The sequence below is a fragment of the Alcanivorax sp. IL3 genome (assembly GCF_047495465.1).
GTDB lineage: Bacteria > Pseudomonadota > Gammaproteobacteria > Pseudomonadales > Alcanivoracaceae > Alcanivorax > Alcanivorax jadensis.
The window spans coordinates 188,117-204,987 of record NZ_CP179931.1; the positions used below are offsets into that span (position 1 = coordinate 188,117).

Sequence of the window (16,871 nt, forward strand, 5' to 3'; positions counted from 1 at the left end):
CCATGGCGGAGAAAAATTACGATTCATCCAGCATCAAGGTGCTGAAAGGGTTGGACGCCGTTCGCAAGCGCCCTGGCATGTACATCGGGGATACGGATGATGGCACTGGCCTGCACCATATGGTCTTCGAGGTGGTGGATAACTCCATCGACGAGGCGTTGGCTGGTCACTGTTCCGAGATCAAGGTGGTTATCCACCCGGATGAATCCGTGTCCGTCCAGGACGATGGCCGGGGTATTCCCGTGGATATGCATGAAGAAGAAGGCATGTCCGCCGCCGAAGTGATCATGACCGTGCTCCATGCCGGTGGTAAATTTGACGACAACAGCTACAAGGTGTCCGGCGGCCTGCATGGTGTGGGCGTTTCCGTAGTGAATGCCCTCTCCGAAGAGCTGAAGCTGACCATTCGTCGTAATGGCCAGGTCCACGAGCAGCTCTACCGCCACGGTGTACCGGCTATGCCTCTGGAAGTGGTAGGCAATACCGACAGCAGCGGGACGGCCATTCACTTCCGCCCTTCTCCGGAAACGTTTACCAATATCAAGTTTCACTATGACATTCTGGCCAAGCGCCTGCGGGAACTGAGCTTCCTGAACTCCGGGGTGCGTATCCACCTGCTGGATGAGCGCAATGGCGAAGAGGATGTGTTCGAGTATGACGGCGGTTTGAGTGCCTTCGTCAGCTACTTGAACCAAAACAAGACGCCCCTGAACCAGGTGTTCCACTTCCAGTTCGACCGGGAAGAAGATGGCATTGCTGTGGAAGTGGCCATGCAGTGGAACGATTCCTACCAGGAGAACCTGTTCTGCTTTACCAATAACATTCCCCAGCGGGATGGTGGTACTCACTTGGCGGGTTTCCGCGCGGCTCTCACCCGTACCCTGAATAGCTACATGGAGAAGGAAGGGCTGCTCAAGAAGGAAAAGGCCAACCCTACCGGTGATGACGCCCGTGAAGGCCTCACCGCGGTGATTTCCGTGAAGGTGCCGGATCCCAAATTCTCCAGCCAGACCAAAGACAAGCTGGTCTCGTCCGAAGTGAAAAGTGCGGTCGAGCAGACCATGGGTGAGCTGTTCCAGGATTATCTGCTGGAAAATCCTCAGGAAGCCAGGGCCATTTCCTCGAAGATCATTGATGCTGCTCGCGCCCGGGATGCGGCGCGCAAGGCGCGGGAAATGACCCGTCGTAAGGGTGCCCTGGATATTGCCGGCCTGCCCGGCAAACTGGCGGACTGCCAGCAGAAAGACCCTGCCCTCTCCGAACTCTATATTGTGGAGGGTGATTCTGCGGGGGGCTCTGCCAAACAGGGCCGTGACCGCAAGAATCAAGCGATCCTGCCGTTGAAGGGCAAGATCCTCAATGTGGAAAAGGCGCGTTTCGACAAGATGCTTTCTTCCCAGGAAGTGGGCACCCTGATCACCGCTCTTGGCTGTGGCATCGGCCGCGACGAATACAATGTGGAAAAGCTCCGCTATCACCGCATCATCATCATGACGGATGCTGACGTGGATGGTTCCCACATCCGTACCCTGCTGTTGACGTTCTTCTTCCGCCAGATGCCCGAGCTGATCGAGCGGGGCTATATCTATATTGCCCAGCCGCCGCTCTACAAGGTGAAGAAAGGCAAGCAGGAGACTTATCTGAAGGATGATCCGGCCATGGAGGAGTACCTGACCACCCTGGCTCTGGAAAAAACCGCCCTGTATCCGGGTGACGATGCGCCGCCAATCAGCGGGGAGCCTCTGGCCAACCTGATTGCCGAATATCGCAACGTCATGAAGATTGTCGATCGCCAGTCCCGGGTGTTCCCCAAGGAAGTGCTGGAGCAGATGATCTATATGCCTTCGGTCAGCGAAGAAGGTTTGAAGGACCAGGCGGGCATGGAAGACTGGTGCCAGGTGCTGGGCAAACGGGTAGACGCCATTACCGATGCCACCCAGACCTTTACCATCACCGCCGCTCGAGACGAGGAACGTGGCTTGTACCTGCCACGTGTGCAAGTGCTTGCTCACGGTGTACCCCGCGAGTATCGCGTAACCCTGGATTTCCTGCAGTCGCCGGATTATCAGAAGATCAAGGCTCTGGGGGAAACCCTGGAAGGCTTGCTGGCCGCTGATGCCTATATCCAGCGTGGCGAAACCCAGCGCCCGATCCGCCACTTTGCCGACGCCCTGGAGTGGCTGATGATTCAGGCCCGCCGCGGCACCAGCTTCCAGCGCTACAAGGGGCTGGGGGAAATGAACGCGGAGCAGCTGTGGGAAACCACCATGGACCCGGAAAGCCGGCGTATGCTGCAGGTCACCATCGAGGACGCCATCGCCGCAGACCAGATCTTTACCTGCCTGATGGGTGACGATGTGGATCCGCGTCGGAAGTTTATCGAGTCCAATGCGCTGCAGGTCTCCAATCTGGATGTCTGATAACGAGTCGTTTTGATCGCAAAAAAAGGGGCCGTTTGGCCCCTTTTTTGTTGCTGCCCTCCTCTCTTCCCCTTCTTCCCGTTCCTGTTCCGTTATTCCCGGCGTTGCCAGCAATCGTAAAAGCTGATTTGAACAATATTCAAATTGTAACTATGTACGTGTATTTTGTAAATGTGGCTGACACAGTACCAGCTGAAAGGGCGTTCATGAGGGTCAGTGCCCTGGTAGCCGTACAAGGATGTTGTGAATTATCCGGACTCTTTTGCCCGGACTATCCGCTGCTATGTGGCGGCAATGCGAGGACCCGTAAAACCTCTCTGGTGATTAGGGATTCAAGGAGTCGCATGGTGAAAAAGGAAAGGGATTACCGCGGCCGGCAGCGCCGCAGGGAAAAGCGGAGTGTCGGGATACACCTGTTACGGCAGTTACCTTTGACCGGTATCGCTGGCTTGCTGCTATTGGCAATGGTGACGGTATTGATTCCGGCTTGTAAGGGGCTCAAGCCATCGGTTGGGCAGGAAGGCACATTGCCGCATAACTGGTTACCAGCGGCGCTAAGGGGGTAATAAGCGCATAAAAAAAGCGAACCCTGACGGTTCGCTTTTTTGTCGCGTGGTGCATAAACGTTGTCGCTTACTCGACCGCGAAATCTTCCAGCTTGGCGCCCTTCTCCAGTGCGCCTTGCAGCCACAACGGACGTTTGCCGCGGCCGGTCCAGGTGTTGCTACTATCGTTCGGATCGCGGTATTTCACCTTGGCCGGACGACGCACACCGGTTTTCTTCTTGGCGGCTTTCTTGCGGGTGGCTTTCTTATTGCCGGCGGTATCCTTCAGCAATGCTTCCGGAGAGACGCCCAGATCCTTGGCCATTTTCTCAAGTACCGCCTGAGCATTCTTCAGCTCTGCCTTGCGCTTCTTGTCCAGTGCGGTTTCCGCTTGCTTGATCAGTTTTTCCAGTTCATCAACGGAAAGTTCATCAAGATTAATGCTCATTGAGTAGCCCTTGTTATCGATGATTAACAGCGGCACAAACTCTAGTTATTTTACCGGGGAAAGGCAATTAAACTCGTGGCAGGTGGACAATAAAAAACGATTTTAAAATTATTGAGGGTAATGCTGGCGAATCCAGTTATTGGCTTCTTCGGTAATTTGTTTTGCCTTTTTGCCGTCACTGTCAATTGGTGGACTGATGCGCAGGGTAATCGTACCGGGTAAACGCATCCAGGAACGCGCTGGCCAGCAATTGCCACTGTTATGGCTGATGGCCACAACCGGGACGCCAGCCTGACAGGCCAGCATGGAGCCACCATGATTGAACTTTCCCAAGGTGCCTGGTGCCTGGCGAGTGCCCTCCGGATAAATCACCACGGGGATACCATCGTGCAGCCGTTGCTTGCCTTGCTGCAGTACGGATTTTAGTGCGGCACTGCCATTGCTACGATTGATGGTAATCGGTTTGAGCAGGGCCAGACCCCAGCCGAAGAACGGGAGCCACAGCAACTCGCGTTTGAGCACGGTGGCCTGTGGTCTGATCAGCAGTTGCATATAAAAGGTTTCGAAACTGCTCTGGTGATTGGCGAGAACCACGAAAGCCCCGGCAGGCAGGTTCTCACGTCCTTCCACTTGAATGCGTACGCCGTTAAGCCGTTGCAGCAACCACATGGCAAAGCCGGTCCACAGATTGACGAAATTATAGCGGCGGCGGTAGGGAAGGAAGGGGCCAATCAGTACGCAGAAAACACTGTGGATAATGCCGGCCAGGTTATACAGCACAAAAAACAGAACGCTGCGGATTTTGATGGGCAGCGAATAATGCGTGTGCTGGGTCATGCCTAATCCTTCAAAATATGATCCGTAAAATCCGCCAGGGAGTCGTATACATCGACATGGCCCAGCGCAGTCGGCAAGCCCTTGTCCTGTGTCTTTGCTCCCTTTCCGGTTAATACCAGTACAGGTTGGCAACCACGGGCTACCCCGGCTTCCAGGTCTCGTAGGCTATCACCAATCAGGGGTGCGCCGGTGACATCGCCATACTCGGTAACAATCTGGTCGATCAGGCCGGGAGCGGGCTTGCGGCAGTCGCAACCATCGTCCGGCCCGTGGGGGCAATAAAACACCTTGCCCATCTCGCCGCCCGCTGCACGGACCAGTTCGCCCATCCGTTCATGCATGGCATCCAGTGTTGCCACATCAAAGTAGCCCCGGGCAATACCGGACTGGTTGGTAGCCACCACCACGGTATAGCCTGCCCGGCTGAGACGGGCGATGGCGTCAATGCTGCCCGGTAATGGAATCCACTCGTCCAGGGTCTTGATATAGGCGTCGGAGTCTTCGTTGATGACACCGTCACGGTCGAGGATGATGAGTTTGTTCATGGATTCTTGCCCAATACCAATCATGTCCGTAGGAGCCATGCTCGCATGGCGAAAGGGTTACAGGTTACCAGCACGCTAGCGGAAAACGGGAAAGCCTTTCGCCATGCAAGCATAGCTCCTACAGCGGGTTTCGCTTCGCGTTCAAATCACAAAGGCCGCTGGAAAGCGGCCCTGTGTTTTTGCGTGCTTGCGTGCAAGCGCCAATTTATTCCTGCAGCAGACTGATATCCGCCACATTCAGGAACAGGTCGCGCAGGAACGCCAACAGTGCCAGACGGTTGTTGCGCACGGCTTCGTCTTCCGCCATCACCATGACGGTGTCGAAGAAGGCGTCCACCGGCTCACGAAGTTCGGCGAGCATTTCCAGTACGCCCTGATAGTCGCCTTTTTCCAGCAACGGTTCGGACTGCTCGTAGCTGGCCACCACCAGATTGGTGAGGGTCTGCTCGGCCTCGTCTTCCAGCAGGGCGCCGTCGATTTCCTCCGGCGGTGCCTGGTCCAGCTTGGCGAGGATATTGGACACCCGCTTGTTGGCAGCGGCCAGGGCCTGGGCTTCTTCCCGTGGCTGGAAGGCGGCGACTGCTTTCACCCGGCGATCGAAATCCAGCGGTTTGCGGCAGGCATCGTCGATAGCCAGCACCGACAGGATCACCGGGGTGGCAATGCCCTGCTCCTGGTAGATAGCCCGGTAGCGACCCTTGATAAACTCGAACGCCTCGGCAGCCTCGGCGCGGTTGATGCGCAGCTCAAGCTGGTCACCGGCTTTCTCCAGCAGATGCTGCAGGTCCAGATCCAGCTGGTTTTCGATGATGATACGCAACACACCCAGGGTAGCCCGACGCAGGGCGTAGGGGTCCTTGGTACCGCTGGGCTTCTGGCCGATGCCGAAGATGCCCACCAGGGTGTCGATCTTGTCGGCCAGAGACACGGCCATACCGGTCTTGCTCTGCGGCAGCTTGTCGCCGGCGAAGCGTGGCAGGTACTGCTCGTAGAGGGCCTGGGCCACCTCTTCCGGCTGACCTTCCTGACGCGCCAGATAGAAACCCATGATGCCCTGCATGGTGTCGAACTCACCGACCATCTCGCTGTTCAGGTCAGCTTTGCTCAGCTCGCCGGCCAGCGTTGCCTGCTCGGCATCGCCACCGATCTGTTCGGCGATAATGGCTGCCAGTGCGCCAATCCGTGCGCACTTGTCTGCCACGGTGCCCAGCTGTTGCTGGAACACCACATTGGCCAGACCCTTGCCATGCTGGGCCAGGGTTTTCTTGCAGTCGTTGTCGTAAAAGAAGGCCGCATCCGCCAGACGGGGACGAATTACCTTCTCGTTGCCATGGATCACCTGTTGAGGATCCTTGGACTGGATATTGCTGATAGTGATGAAAAGGGGCATCAGCTTGCCGTTGGCATCCAGTACCGAGAAATATTTCTGGTGCTCTTCCATGGCGCTGATCAGGGCTTCCTGGGGAACACGCAGGAAGTCTTCATCGAAGCTGCCCATCAGGGCCAGAGGCCATTCCACCAGGGCGGTGACTTCGTCGAGCAGGTCCGGGTCGATCTGCGCGGTACCGCCGGCTTCCTTACCGGCGGCGATGGCCTGTTCTTCAATCATCGCCTTGCGGCGAGCGAAGTCGGCAATCACATGACCGTCTTTTTCCATGCGCTCGGCATACTCGCTGGCAGTAGCCAGCTCGATGGCGCCGGGGGCATGGAAACGGTGGCCGTAACTGGTGCGGCCGGCCTGCAGATCCAGCAGCTCGAAGGGCACCACGTCATCACCGAACAGGGCCACCAGCCAGTGGGCCGGACGCACGAACTGTACCTTGCGTTTGCCCCAGCGCATGCGCTTGGGAATCGGCAGCTTCTGTACTGCCTGGGCAAAGAAATCGGGAATCAGCTCGGCGGCGGGTTTGCCCTTTTCGGTGATCTGCGCCACCAGGCGCTCCCCTTTGCCGGTGTCCTGACGACCCAGCTGGTCCACGGTCAATCCCAGAGAGGACGCAAACCCTTGCGCCGCCTTGGTGGGGTTACCGTCCTTGTCGAAGGCAGCCTGAACGGCAGGGCCCTGGCGTTCGATATCCCGATCCGCCTGCTTGTCATCCAGGCCACGCACCAGCACGGCCAGACGGCGCGGGGCGGCAAAGCTTTCTACCTCACCATGGTTGAGGCCGGCTTCATCCAGTTGGCGGACAAATTCTTCCGTCAGCGCCGCACTCAGAGTGGGCAGCGCCTTGGGGGGCAGTTCTTCGGTGCCCAGTTCAATCAGCAAATCCCGGGACATTATTGCTTCCCCTTCTTTTTGGCGGCCTGCTTTGCGGCCTTTTCATCCTGCTTTTTCAATTCCGTCTCCACTTCCTCGCGGATGCTGGCATCCGCCATGGGGAAGCCAAGCGAACGACGCTTGTCGAAATAGGCCTGGGCAACGGCCCGGGCCAAGGTGCGCACACGCAGAATAAAGCGCTGACGTTCGGTGACGGAGATGGCCTTGCGGGCATCCAGCAGGTTGAAGGTATGGGAGGCTTTCAGCACATACTCATAGGCGGGCAACGGCAGGCCGGCCTCGATCAGTTTGGTGGATTCGCCCTCGAACAGGTCGAACTGCTTGAACAGTTCATCCACGTTGGCGTGTTCGAAGTTGAACGTGGACATCTCGATTTCGTTCTGCAGGAACACGTCACCGTAGGTGACCTTGCCGAACGGGCCGTCGGACCAGACCAGGTCGTAGACCGAATCCACGCCTTGGATATACATGGCCAGACGTTCCAGACCATAGGTGATCTCGCCGGTGACCGGGTAGCAGTCGATGCCGCCCACCTGCTGGAAGTAGGTGAACTGGGTGACTTCCATACCGTTGAGCCACACTTCCCAACCCAGACCCCAGGCACCCAGAGTGGGTGATTCCCAGTTGTCTTCCACGAAGCGGATATCGTGGACCAGCGGATCAAAACCCAGCATCCGCAGGGAACCCAGATACAGCTCCTGAATATTGTCCGGGGACGGTTTCAGTACCACTTGGAACTGGTAATAGTGCTGCAGCCGATTGGGGTTTTCCCCGTAGCGGCCATCGGTGGGCCGGCGGGAAGGCTGCACGTAGGCACTGTTCCAGTTTTCCGGGCCGATGGCGCGCAGGAAGGTGGAGGGGTGAAAGGTACCCGCGCCCACTTCCATATCCAAGGGTTGTACGACCACGCACCCCTGTTCGGCCCAGTACTGTTGCAGGGCCAGAATCAGGCCCTGGAAGGTCAAAATATCCGTCTGCGGTTGTTCCGCCATGCTGAATCCTGTTGTTCGAGTTCGATTGCCGCGAAAGGCGCCAAGTATACCGGGCCGACCGGGCCGGTGATACCGCTGGCCGGACGACTACTGACAGCAGGGTGTCAGGAGTGAACCGGTAGAATGACGCACCAGGCCGGCTCGGGTAATGTCGATGGCCAGAGTGGCATAACCAGTGCGATAACAGGGAAAGAGCATGCGACGCGCGGAACGCTTGTTTCAGATCGTGCAGATTATCGGTGCCAGCCAGTGGACTACCGCCCAGACATTGGCGCAGCGATTGGCGGTATCGGAACGGACTATCTATCGGGATATTGATCACCTTTCTGCCAGTAGCGTGCCCATCTATTCCCAGGCGGGTAAAGGCTATGCGTTGCTGGAGGGCTATCAGCTGCCGCCGTTAATGTTTAGCGTGGAAGAATGGCAGGCCTTGCTTACCGGCCTGGCCATGGCGCAGGGCTGGGCGGGCCGGCGCCAGGCGCAAGCCCTGCGGGCGGTACAGGAAAAGCTGGCCATGGCGGTGCCGGCCCAGTTACGCGCCATGACGCCACCGGTGAGCGCCCCGCCGCTACCGGAGCGGCGCATGCTGGGCGCCATGCTCGATCCGTTGCAGCAGGCCATCGCCGAACGGGCCAAGGTACGCCTGCATTACCGGGATCTGCAGGATCAACATAGCCGGCGAGTGATCTGGCCTCTGGGACTATACTTCTGGGGCCACTGCTGGACCCTGGCGGGCTTGTGTGAACTGCGCGGCGCCTTCCGCCATTTTCGGGTGGATCGCATCGTTATCCTGCAGACCCTGGAAGACAGCTACCCGGTACGTGCGGGCCAGACCCTGGCCGATTACCAAGCGTCTTTTGACTGTGCAACAACGGAAGAGAAAAGTGATGAACGACCGCTGTCCCTGGTGCGGGGATGACCCGCTCTACCAGCACTACCACGACCATGAATGGGGGGTTCCCGAATACGATGATCGGGCCCTGTTCGAATGCCTGAACCTGGAAGGTGCCCAGGCCGGCCTGAGCTGGATTACCGTGCTGCGCAAGCGTGAGCACTATCGTAAGGTATTCGACGGTTTCGACGCGGAAAAGATCGTTCGCTATGACGACCGCAAGGTAGCCGCCCTGCTCCAGGATGCGGGGATTATCCGCAACCGTCTGAAAGTGGCTGCCACCATCGGCAACGCCCGGTCCTATCTGGCCCTGCGCGACGAGGGCCTGACCTTGAGCGATTTCCTCTGGGACTTTGTCGATGGTAGCCCGCAGATCAATCATTTCCACACCCTCAAGGAGGTACCCGCCGTTACCCCGGTGGCTGAAGCCATGAGCAAGGCGCTGAAAAAACGCGGCTTCAAATTTGTCGGCCCTACTATCGTCTATGCCTTCATGCAGGCTACCGGCATGGTCAACGATCACCTCACCACCTGCCCGCGGCATCGGGATCTCCGATAGCGCCCTCCAGCCGTGACGCGGCGTGATAGCCTGTATCGAAGCCCCTGTAGGAACGTAGCGTAGCGGAGTAACGCACGTAGTTCCGTGCGGCCCGAAGGGTGAGCGAAGCGAATAACTCCTCTTGAGGGGCGAACCGAGCGTAGCGAGGCAATATGGCAAGGCGGGTCGGCAATGGAGCCTGCCTTGTTCTGATATTCCTGATCGCCCTGCGGGCGATTTCCACGCTGACGCGTGGTTCGCCCCTCAAGAGGAGCTCCTACAGGGGCGTCGTAGAAAGTGTGGCGGTGTTCAAGACGCTGGTTATCGCGCCTGAAAAGTTGGTACAGCCCTTGCTCTGTATAAGGAAAACCAGACAAGGACAGTACGGTGGACAGGCCATGAATCAGAGCAAACCCATTGCCATCATCAAGACCGGCAGCACCTTCCCGCAGATCAGCGCCCACTACGGTGACTTCGAGGCCTGGATACACCGAGGACTGGGGTCGGTCACCGATGTCATGGTCATTGATGCGGAACAGGGGGGGCCGTTTCCTGCCCTGGGCGAGCTGGCGGGCGTGGTCATTGCCGGTTCCCACGCCATGGTCACCGATCAGGCGCCATGGATGCGGACGTTGATGCGCTGGTTATACACCCTGGTTCACGAGGCGGTGCAAGTGCCGGTCCTGGGGCTGTGTTTTGGCCACCAGCTGTTGGCTCACGCCCTGGGTGGCGAAGTGGCGGATAACCCCATGGGTCTGGAAGTGGGCACGATTGCCCTGCGGTTGACCGGTGCCGGACGACAGGATGCCCTGTTAGGCGCCATCGCCGGACATCCGTGGGCACAAGTGGTGCATCGTCAGTCAGTACTGACTCCGCCCCCCGGCGCCATGGTCCTGGCCAGCAACGGCCACGATGCCTGCCAGGCCTTCCGCTATGGAGAGCAGGTCTGGGGGGTGCAGTTTCATCCGGAATTCAGCGCCGATGTGATGCGCGCCTACCTGCAGGCCTTGCGTGGTGAGGGACTCACCCAGCAACAAGTGGATAGTCACCTGCCGGAAGTGCGCGAATGCGATGATGCCCGCACCATCCTGAATCGCTTTGCCCTGCTCACGGCAGCGCAGGTGGCGTAACCAACCTATGGCGTAGGAGCGTAGCGACGTTCCTACGGCCGCCCCCCGCTTTTTACCCGCCCTTGCCTGAACCAAACACCGCACCGATCAGCGCACTGCCCTGTTGCATGGGGTTCTGGCGGATCAGGGATTCCTGTTCGCCGATGCGGGTGTAGAGTTCGTCCATGCTGTTGTCGATGACGTAGCTTTCCAGGTTCATACTGGGCTTGTTAGTGAGTGGTAACTTATCGTACACCGCAAGCAGGCTCTTATACTGGTCGTAGAAGCCGGTCTTTTTCAGGTTGTCTTCCACAATCGGCTGGTAGCGCTGGCGCAGGCTGCTTTCGGTCTCACCCCGAAAATAGGCGGTGGCCGCGGTATCGCCGCCACGGATAATTCCCAGGGCATCATTGACGCTCATGCTGGTGATGGCCTGCTTGAACACCGGTGCCGCTTCCGCCACCGCCTGCTCCGCGCCACGGTTCATGGCCGTTTCCACCTTATCCACATAGCTGCCGAAACCGAACTGGCGCAGGGTATCGGCAACTGGCTGGGCGGCCGCGGGCAGCTTCAGATTGAATGCCCCGGTCTGGGAGAGCTGGGTGCTGGCCCGGTCGGTGCCGGTGATCAGGGCTTCCTTGATGCCGGCGGCCAGTTTCGAGTCGGTGTCGTAGCCGGCGTTCTTGGCCATCTGGTTGCCCATGTCCACCCAGGGCATGGCGGCTTCCATGGTCTTGCAGCCGCTCACCATGCTTACTATCAGTAACCCCGCCAGAACCCGAAGCTGTTTCATACCGTGTTCTCCTTATGATGTGCGGCCAATGCTACTGCATTCCGGGCTGGCTGCTAAACTCATATTGTTAATTGTAGGAGCGGCGCTTGAGCCGCGAATCTGCTTGCGAGAAGGCCTTCCCAAGTACGATTCGCGGCTCAAGCGCCGCTCCTACGCAGGGAGTGACGAGGGAATGACCGAAGACGACTACCGCGAACAACATAAAAAACGCCTGGCCTACATGCCCTGGCTGTACGGTCGCCTGAAAGCGAAGCACCGTGCCTGGGCAGAGCCCTGGCAGCGGGATATCCAGCAAAGCCTGATGGCGCTGGAAACCGTTCGTTTCGGGCAGGACTGTTTTGTGGCACCCCAGGCGGTACTGTTGGCTGAGCCTGGTCGCGACATTATCGTGGCTGATGGCTGCCAGATCGCTGCAGATTGCGTCATTCATGGCCCGATCCGCCTGGGCGAACGGGTCAGCCTCAACCATCATGTGACCCTGGATGGCGGTGCCGCGGGCATCCAGATCGGCGACGACAGCCGCATTGCCGCTTACTGCACCCTCTATGCGTTTAACCACGGACTGGACGCGAACCGACTGGTCCGCGAGCAGCCGGTGACCTCGAAGGGGATCCGAATCGGTCGGGATGTGTGGATCGGGGCCAGGGCCGGCATCGTCGATGGGGTCACCATTGGCGATCATGCGGTGGTCGGCATGGGGGCCGTGGTCACCCGGGACGTGGAACCCTGGACCATTGTCGCCGGCAACCCGGCTCGCCCGGTAGGCCGCCGCCCGGGTGGTATCTGATTTATCGCGCTTCCCCCTATTGAACACCCCGCCACATAATCGGTAACACCCTCTTTGTTGAACGATGTTTAGCAATGTTGTTTATTAAACATCGTTAAACAAACAACAACACAAACCGAGAGGGAAACCCCATGGACGAGAGCGCGATTCAACGTCATTCCGGCGGCTGGTTGTTCTACGTGAAAGCGGCCTTCGGCATCAGCCTGGGCCTGATGATTATGGGTATCGTCTGGTTGCCCACGGACCTGTGGATCAAGGGCTACCTGGTGATGGGCATCATGTTCGTGGTGGGCTCCACCATCACCCTGGCCAAGACCCTGCGCGACGACCACGAAGCCCGGCGACTGATCAACCGCATCAGCGAGGCGAAGACCGAGCGCCTGCTCAAGGAATACACGGAGTGAAGAACGCCTGACGCCGGCCTGGGACAACCCCCAAGGTTTTGTCAGGCCCCTGGATAACGACCAAACTCTGGAGAATCATCATGGCGACCGCCTGGAACAAACTGAAAACCCTGATGCGCGGCCAGGCCCGTGTCAGCATGGAACAGATCGTCAATGCCAACGACATGCTGTTGCTCGATCAGCAGCTCTATGAAACGGAACAGTCCCTGCGTGATGCCCGCCGACAGCTGGCGCGGTTGATGGCTGAGCAAAAACTTAACCGCCGCCGCAGCGACGAGTTGCTTGGTCAGATAGGCTACTACGAAGATGGTGCCCGCCAGGCTCTGGCCGCCAGCGAGGAAGCGCTGGCTCTGGATATCGGTAAACGGCTGGCGGACTTGGAACAGCAGCAGGCGCGCCTGGAACAACAGGGCATTGCCCTCAACCAGCAGGAAGCGGAATACCAGCGCTTCATCCAGCAAGCGGCAGACCAGTTGAAAACCCTGCGCCACGAACAGTCCCTGGCCAGAACCCAGGAAGCGCTGTTCGGGCAGAGTCAGAATCGGGATGCTCAGGGGCGCGGTCTTGCCGAACGGCTCAGCGACAGCAAGCAGACGCTGCAGCAAATCCAACAACGGCAGGAAGAATGCCGTCTGTTGTGGCACAGTGAGATTCACTGTGACTGGCAGACAGGCGATGGTCAGATCGACAGTCTGGACAGGCGCATGGCCGATGCCGGCATCGGTGACAGTCAGGCCGAGCGGGCGCGGGTGATTCTGGCCAGGTTGCAACCGTCCTGAATCAGATCATCTGTGGGATGGGTCGAGCGATCGCTCCCACAAGGTCCATGCGGAAAATGGCATCAGCAATAAGGAATACCGGTGGCACGTCGTAACCAACACAGCCGCGAGGAACTGCAGGCGCTGGCCGTTCATGCGGTGCGCGAACTGGTGGCGGAACAGGGGCTGGCGAAACTCAGTGTGCGCAAGGTGGCAGAGCGCATCCGTTATACCCCGGGTATGCTGTATCACGTTTTCGCCAATCTTGATGACCTGATTCTGCATGCCAACGCGGCCACGTTGGATGCCCTGCTGGCGGATATGGAAACCGGCAAAACCGTCTCCCCGCAGCAGGCCCTGCACCACATGGCCAGCGCTTACCTGGATCTTGCCCGGGAGCAGACCGCCCTGTGGCAGATGGTCTTCATGCATCGCATGCAGAAGGCGGCGCCGGTACCGGACTGGTATCTGCAGCGCACCGCCCGGTTGTTTGCCCAGGTGGAGCAACAAGTGGCCCGACTGGCCGACGGCCAATCCGGCCCGGCGATTCACCTGGCTGCGCGGACGCTGTGGAGCAGCGTCCACGGTATTGCCGTACTGGCGGCGGAAAACAAACTGGATGTGGCCGGGGATGTGGATGAACAGGCCATGCTGGATTCATTGCTGGAGCATTATCTGAATAGCTGGCCGGGAAAGTAACAAGCGACAATGCGAATCACAGCTACTGGTAATTGTTAACACAACAGCCGCGCCCGGATTTTCAGCGCGCAACGATCAGTCTTCAGGCGGCTTGCCGTTTCTCCTGAAATAAGAATGAAAAGGCGACAAAATGAAAAAAGGGTTGTTCTCTCTGCTGGCGTCACGCCGCTTCGGGCCTTTCTTCTTTACCCAGTTTCTCGGAGCGTTCAACGACAACGTGTTTCGCCAGGCCCTGATACTGTTGATTGCTTCCGGGGCGGTCACCGCCGTCAGCGTCAACACCCTTAATAATGTCGCTCTGGCCCTGTTTATCCTGCCCTTCTTCCTGTTCTCCGCGCTAGCGGGTCAGGTGGCGGATAAATACGACAAGGCGTCTCTGGTCCGCAAGATCAAGTTCGTGGAAGTCTGCATCATGTCCGCCGCCGCGGTGGGCTTCTTTTTCGACGCGGTGTATTTCCTGCTTGGCGTCCTGTTTTGTATGGGCCTGCAGTCCACCTTCTTCGGGCCTATCAAATACTCCATCATTCCCCAGCAGCTGGATGACAAGGAACTGGTATCCGGTAATGCGCTGGTGGAAATGGGCACCTTCCTGGCCATTCTGCTGGGCTCCATTTCCGGGGTGTTGTTGAAGATGGATGGCGTGGGTGATGGTGTGGTGGCGATCACGGTGGTGGGGCTGGCCTTGCTTGGCTACCTGGCCGCACGTGGCATTCCCTCGGCACCGGCGGCGGACGATGGCCTGAAAATAAACTGGAACCTGTGGAAGGAAACCTGGCATATCGTTGGCTATGCCCGGGAGGTGAAATCTGTCTGGATGTGCGTGCTGGGGATCTCCTGGTTCTGGTTTCTCGGCGCCGCCTATACCACCCAGCTCAAGGTCTACGTGGACGACTACCTGCTGGGTACCGACGGTCTCTACGCCGTGCTGCTTGGCACCTTTTCCATCGGCATCGGGCTGGGCTCTTTTCTCTGTGAAAAGCTGTCCGGCAAACGGGTAGAGCTGGGGCTGGTGCCGCTGGGTTCCATCGGCTTGAGCGTGTTCGGGGTGGATCTGTTCTTTTCCTATGCCGGGCTGCAAGGCAATGGCCAGGTAGATATCGCCGGCTTTCTGCAACAGGCCGGGGGCTACCGGGTACTGATGGACTTGCTTGGCATCGGTGTGTTTGGCGGCTTTTATATTGTGCCGCTGTTCGCCTTTATCCAGCACCGCAGCAATCCCAAGCACCTGTCGCGAATCATCGCCGCCAACAACATTCTCAATGCCCTGTTGATGGTGGGGTCGGCAGTGGCCGGCATCGTGCTGGTGGGTGTGCTGGAACTGACCGTGCCGCAGTTCTTCCTGGCGCTGGCGTTGGCCAATGTGCTGGTGGCCAGCTACATCTATACGGTGGTGCCGGAATTTCTCATTCGCCTGCTGGTGTGGATGCTGACCCACACCATGTACCGGGTGAAACACCATGGCATGGAGCATATTCCCGACGAAGGGCCCTGCATGCTGGTGTGCAACCATGTGAGCTATGTGGATGCCCTGCTTTTGGCCGGGGCAATCCGTCGTCCGGTGCGCTTTGTCATGTTCAAGCCCATCTATGACATGCCACTGCTCAACTATATTTTCCGTACCGGCAAGACCATCCCCATCGATTCCAAAATCCGCAATCCGGTGATTTATGAGCGTGCGTTCGTGCGCATCCGTGAGGAGCTGGAGGCAGGCGAAGTGGTGTGCATCTTCCCGGAAGGCAAGCTCACCGACGACGGCGAGGTGGCCGAATTTCGCGCCGGGATTGAAAAGATTGTCGCCGATTATCCAGTGCCGGTGATCCCCATGGCCCTGTCCGGTCTGTGGGGCAGTTTTTTCAGCCACAAGGGAGGCAAGGCCCTCACCCGGCTGCCGCGCCGCTTCTGGTCGCGGATCAAACTGGCGGTGGGGGACGCGGTGGCACCGGAACAGGTACGTGCGGATGATCTGCGCGAACGCGTCATGACTTTACGCGAACGGCCGTGAATCCATGGCGTTGCGTAAAACATACGGACAGTAACTTGCACTAAAATGAAAACCGAGCACACTCAATAATAAAGCGGTCTTTGTTTATTTTCGGCGATATCGGGAAACATCGGTAAGCCAGCAAGACCCGAAACCACAATAAGAACAGGAAACAACCGTGTCTGATTCCCCACTCTCGCCCGCCGCCCTGCGGGCGCGAATACAGCATTTGTTGTATCAGTTACCACCGGTGCAGCGTGCCGATGAACGCCTCCATCAAGTGGAACAGGATGTCCTGCAGGGGCTGAAACATCGCCTGGAAGGGTTGGAACCGCCCGGCAGTCTGGGGGGCGCGGCCGACAGTTTTCAGCAGTTGCTGGAAGTGTCCATGGAGCAGAGCCAGGAGCAGGCTCGCGCCATGCTGATCAGCCAGGTTCTGGCCGGCACCACGGCCGATGAAGCCCGCTTGCTGGCCGCCCTGTCCGATGGCAGTGGTTTTCCCATGCTGACGCTGTTCACCGGCGGTCGTCTGTCACGCGGGGAAGTGTTGCACCGACATTCCAACATCGGTCGGGCTGCCGGTATCCAATGCACGGATTTCATCGCCTTTTATCTTAGTCGTCTTTTTGCCCGCGGCCTGGTGGTGGCATCCGGGTTCAGCGAGGAGCGGCGCACCGATTACGAACTGCTGGAAGGCGACAGCGATTATCGCAACGCGGAAGCGGCGCTGAAGGCGCACTCCCCGAAATTGAAAGTGCGCCGTGAAACTCTCCACATCAGCCCGGTGGGCAGCAAGGTGTGGGCGTTGTTGAGCGAAGCCGCAGTGAGTGAGGAGTAGCCTGTGA

At 58.5% G+C, this 16,871-nt stretch carries 16 protein-coding genes; 10 read left to right on the top strand and 6 right to left on the bottom strand.

All coding sequences use genetic code 11. The annotated features are described in order from the left end of the window. Positions 1-2: 2 nt before the first annotated feature. Positions 3-2,420 (top strand): DNA topoisomerase (ATP-hydrolyzing) subunit B, encoded by a 2,418-nt coding sequence (gene gyrB / locus ACMG4M_RS00875; protein ID WP_035245697.1) that lies wholly within the window; start codon positions 3-5, stop codon positions 2,418-2,420. Between the two features lie 633 nt (positions 2,421-3,053). On the opposite strand, the gene ACMG4M_RS00880 is transcribed toward gyrB, so the two are convergent. The 5 genes from ACMG4M_RS00880 to glyQ all read right to left on the bottom strand — a co-directional run bounded on the left by ACMG4M_RS00880 (position 3,054) and on the right by glyQ (position 8,065). Beyond that, positions 3,054-3,413 carry an H-NS family nucleoid-associated regulatory protein gene (locus ACMG4M_RS00880; protein ID WP_035245701.1) on the bottom strand — a complete coding sequence of 120 codons (360 nt, stop codon included), beginning with the start codon at positions 3,411-3,413 and terminating at the stop codon, positions 3,054-3,056. Between the two features lie 108 nt (positions 3,414-3,521). After that, entirely contained in the window at positions 3,522-4,250 is a 729-nt protein-coding gene (locus tag ACMG4M_RS00885) for a lysophospholipid acyltransferase family protein (RefSeq protein ID WP_035245702.1), read from the bottom strand. Between the two features lie 2 nt (positions 4,251-4,252). Then, the gene (gene gmhB / locus ACMG4M_RS00890) at positions 4,253-4,795 is read right to left on the bottom strand and encodes a D-glycero-beta-D-manno-heptose 1,7-bisphosphate 7-phosphatase (RefSeq protein WP_035246251.1); all 543 of its coding nucleotides are present in this window, start codon (positions 4,793-4,795) and stop codon (positions 4,253-4,255) included. A 205-nt stretch (positions 4,796-5,000) separates the two neighbouring features. Continuing rightward, the gene (gene glyS, locus ACMG4M_RS00895) at positions 5,001-7,073 is read right to left on the bottom strand and encodes a glycine--tRNA ligase subunit beta (RefSeq protein ID WP_414430535.1); all 2,073 of its coding nucleotides are present in this window, start codon (positions 7,071-7,073) and stop codon (positions 5,001-5,003) included. Continuing rightward, the gene (gene glyQ, locus ACMG4M_RS00900; protein WP_035245707.1) at positions 7,073-8,065 is read right to left on the bottom strand and encodes a glycine--tRNA ligase subunit alpha; all 993 of its coding nucleotides are present in this window, start codon (positions 8,063-8,065) and stop codon (positions 7,073-7,075) included. Before glyQ ends, glyS begins: the two co-directional genes overlap by 1 nt. A 196-nt stretch (positions 8,066-8,261) precedes the next feature. Here glyQ and ACMG4M_RS00905 point away from each other — a divergent pair, with 196 nt between their 5' ends. The 3 genes from ACMG4M_RS00905 to ACMG4M_RS00915 all read left to right on the top strand — a co-directional run bounded on the left by ACMG4M_RS00905 (position 8,262) and on the right by ACMG4M_RS00915 (position 10,625). Then, the gene (locus tag ACMG4M_RS00905; RefSeq protein ID WP_414430536.1) at positions 8,262-8,984 is read left to right on the top strand and encodes a helix-turn-helix transcriptional regulator; all 723 of its coding nucleotides are present in this window, start codon (positions 8,262-8,264) and stop codon (positions 8,982-8,984) included. Beyond that, entirely contained in the window at positions 8,953-9,516 is a 564-nt protein-coding gene (locus ACMG4M_RS00910) for a DNA-3-methyladenine glycosylase I (protein ID WP_297767651.1), read from the top strand. Before ACMG4M_RS00905 ends, ACMG4M_RS00910 begins: the two co-directional genes overlap by 32 nt. A 377-nt stretch (positions 9,517-9,893) precedes the next feature. Continuing rightward, positions 9,894-10,625, top strand: coding sequence for a glutamine amidotransferase (locus tag ACMG4M_RS00915; protein WP_414430537.1), 732 nt, complete (start codon positions 9,894-9,896; stop codon positions 10,623-10,625). 52 nt (positions 10,626-10,677) lie between these two features. On the opposite strand, the gene ACMG4M_RS00920 is transcribed toward ACMG4M_RS00915, so the two are convergent. Further along, positions 10,678-11,397 (bottom strand): DUF4197 domain-containing protein, encoded by a 720-nt coding sequence (locus tag ACMG4M_RS00920; RefSeq protein ID WP_414430538.1) that lies wholly within the window; start codon positions 11,395-11,397, stop codon positions 10,678-10,680. Between the two features lie 172 nt (positions 11,398-11,569). Between ACMG4M_RS00920 and ACMG4M_RS00925 the strand changes: the two genes are divergently transcribed. From ACMG4M_RS00925 to ACMG4M_RS00950, 6 genes are all read left to right on the top strand, one after another. After that, positions 11,570-12,184, top strand: coding sequence for an acyltransferase (locus ACMG4M_RS00925; protein ID WP_414430539.1), 615 nt, complete (start codon positions 11,570-11,572; stop codon positions 12,182-12,184). A 131-nt stretch (positions 12,185-12,315) separates the two neighbouring features. Then, the gene (locus tag ACMG4M_RS00930) at positions 12,316-12,588 is read left to right on the top strand and encodes a YiaA/YiaB family inner membrane protein (RefSeq protein ID WP_414430540.1); all 273 of its coding nucleotides are present in this window, start codon (positions 12,316-12,318) and stop codon (positions 12,586-12,588) included. A gap of 80 nt (positions 12,589-12,668) precedes the next feature. Further along, the gene (locus tag ACMG4M_RS00935; protein WP_297767639.1) at positions 12,669-13,367 is read left to right on the top strand and encodes a PspA/IM30 family protein; all 699 of its coding nucleotides are present in this window, start codon (positions 12,669-12,671) and stop codon (positions 13,365-13,367) included. A gap of 81 nt (positions 13,368-13,448) precedes the next feature. Continuing rightward, entirely contained in the window at positions 13,449-14,045 is a 597-nt protein-coding gene (locus ACMG4M_RS00940; RefSeq protein ID WP_297767636.1) for a TetR/AcrR family transcriptional regulator, read from the top strand. Between the two features lie 130 nt (positions 14,046-14,175). Further along, positions 14,176-16,047: an MFS transporter gene (locus ACMG4M_RS00945; RefSeq protein ID WP_414430541.1), complete on the top strand. Its 1,872-nt coding sequence runs from the start codon at positions 14,176-14,178 to the stop codon at positions 16,045-16,047. A 157-nt stretch (positions 16,048-16,204) separates the two neighbouring features. Beyond that, the gene (locus ACMG4M_RS00950; RefSeq protein ID WP_272974658.1) at positions 16,205-16,864 is read left to right on the top strand and encodes a hypothetical protein; all 660 of its coding nucleotides are present in this window, start codon (positions 16,205-16,207) and stop codon (positions 16,862-16,864) included. Positions 16,865-16,871: the final 7 nt, after the last annotated feature.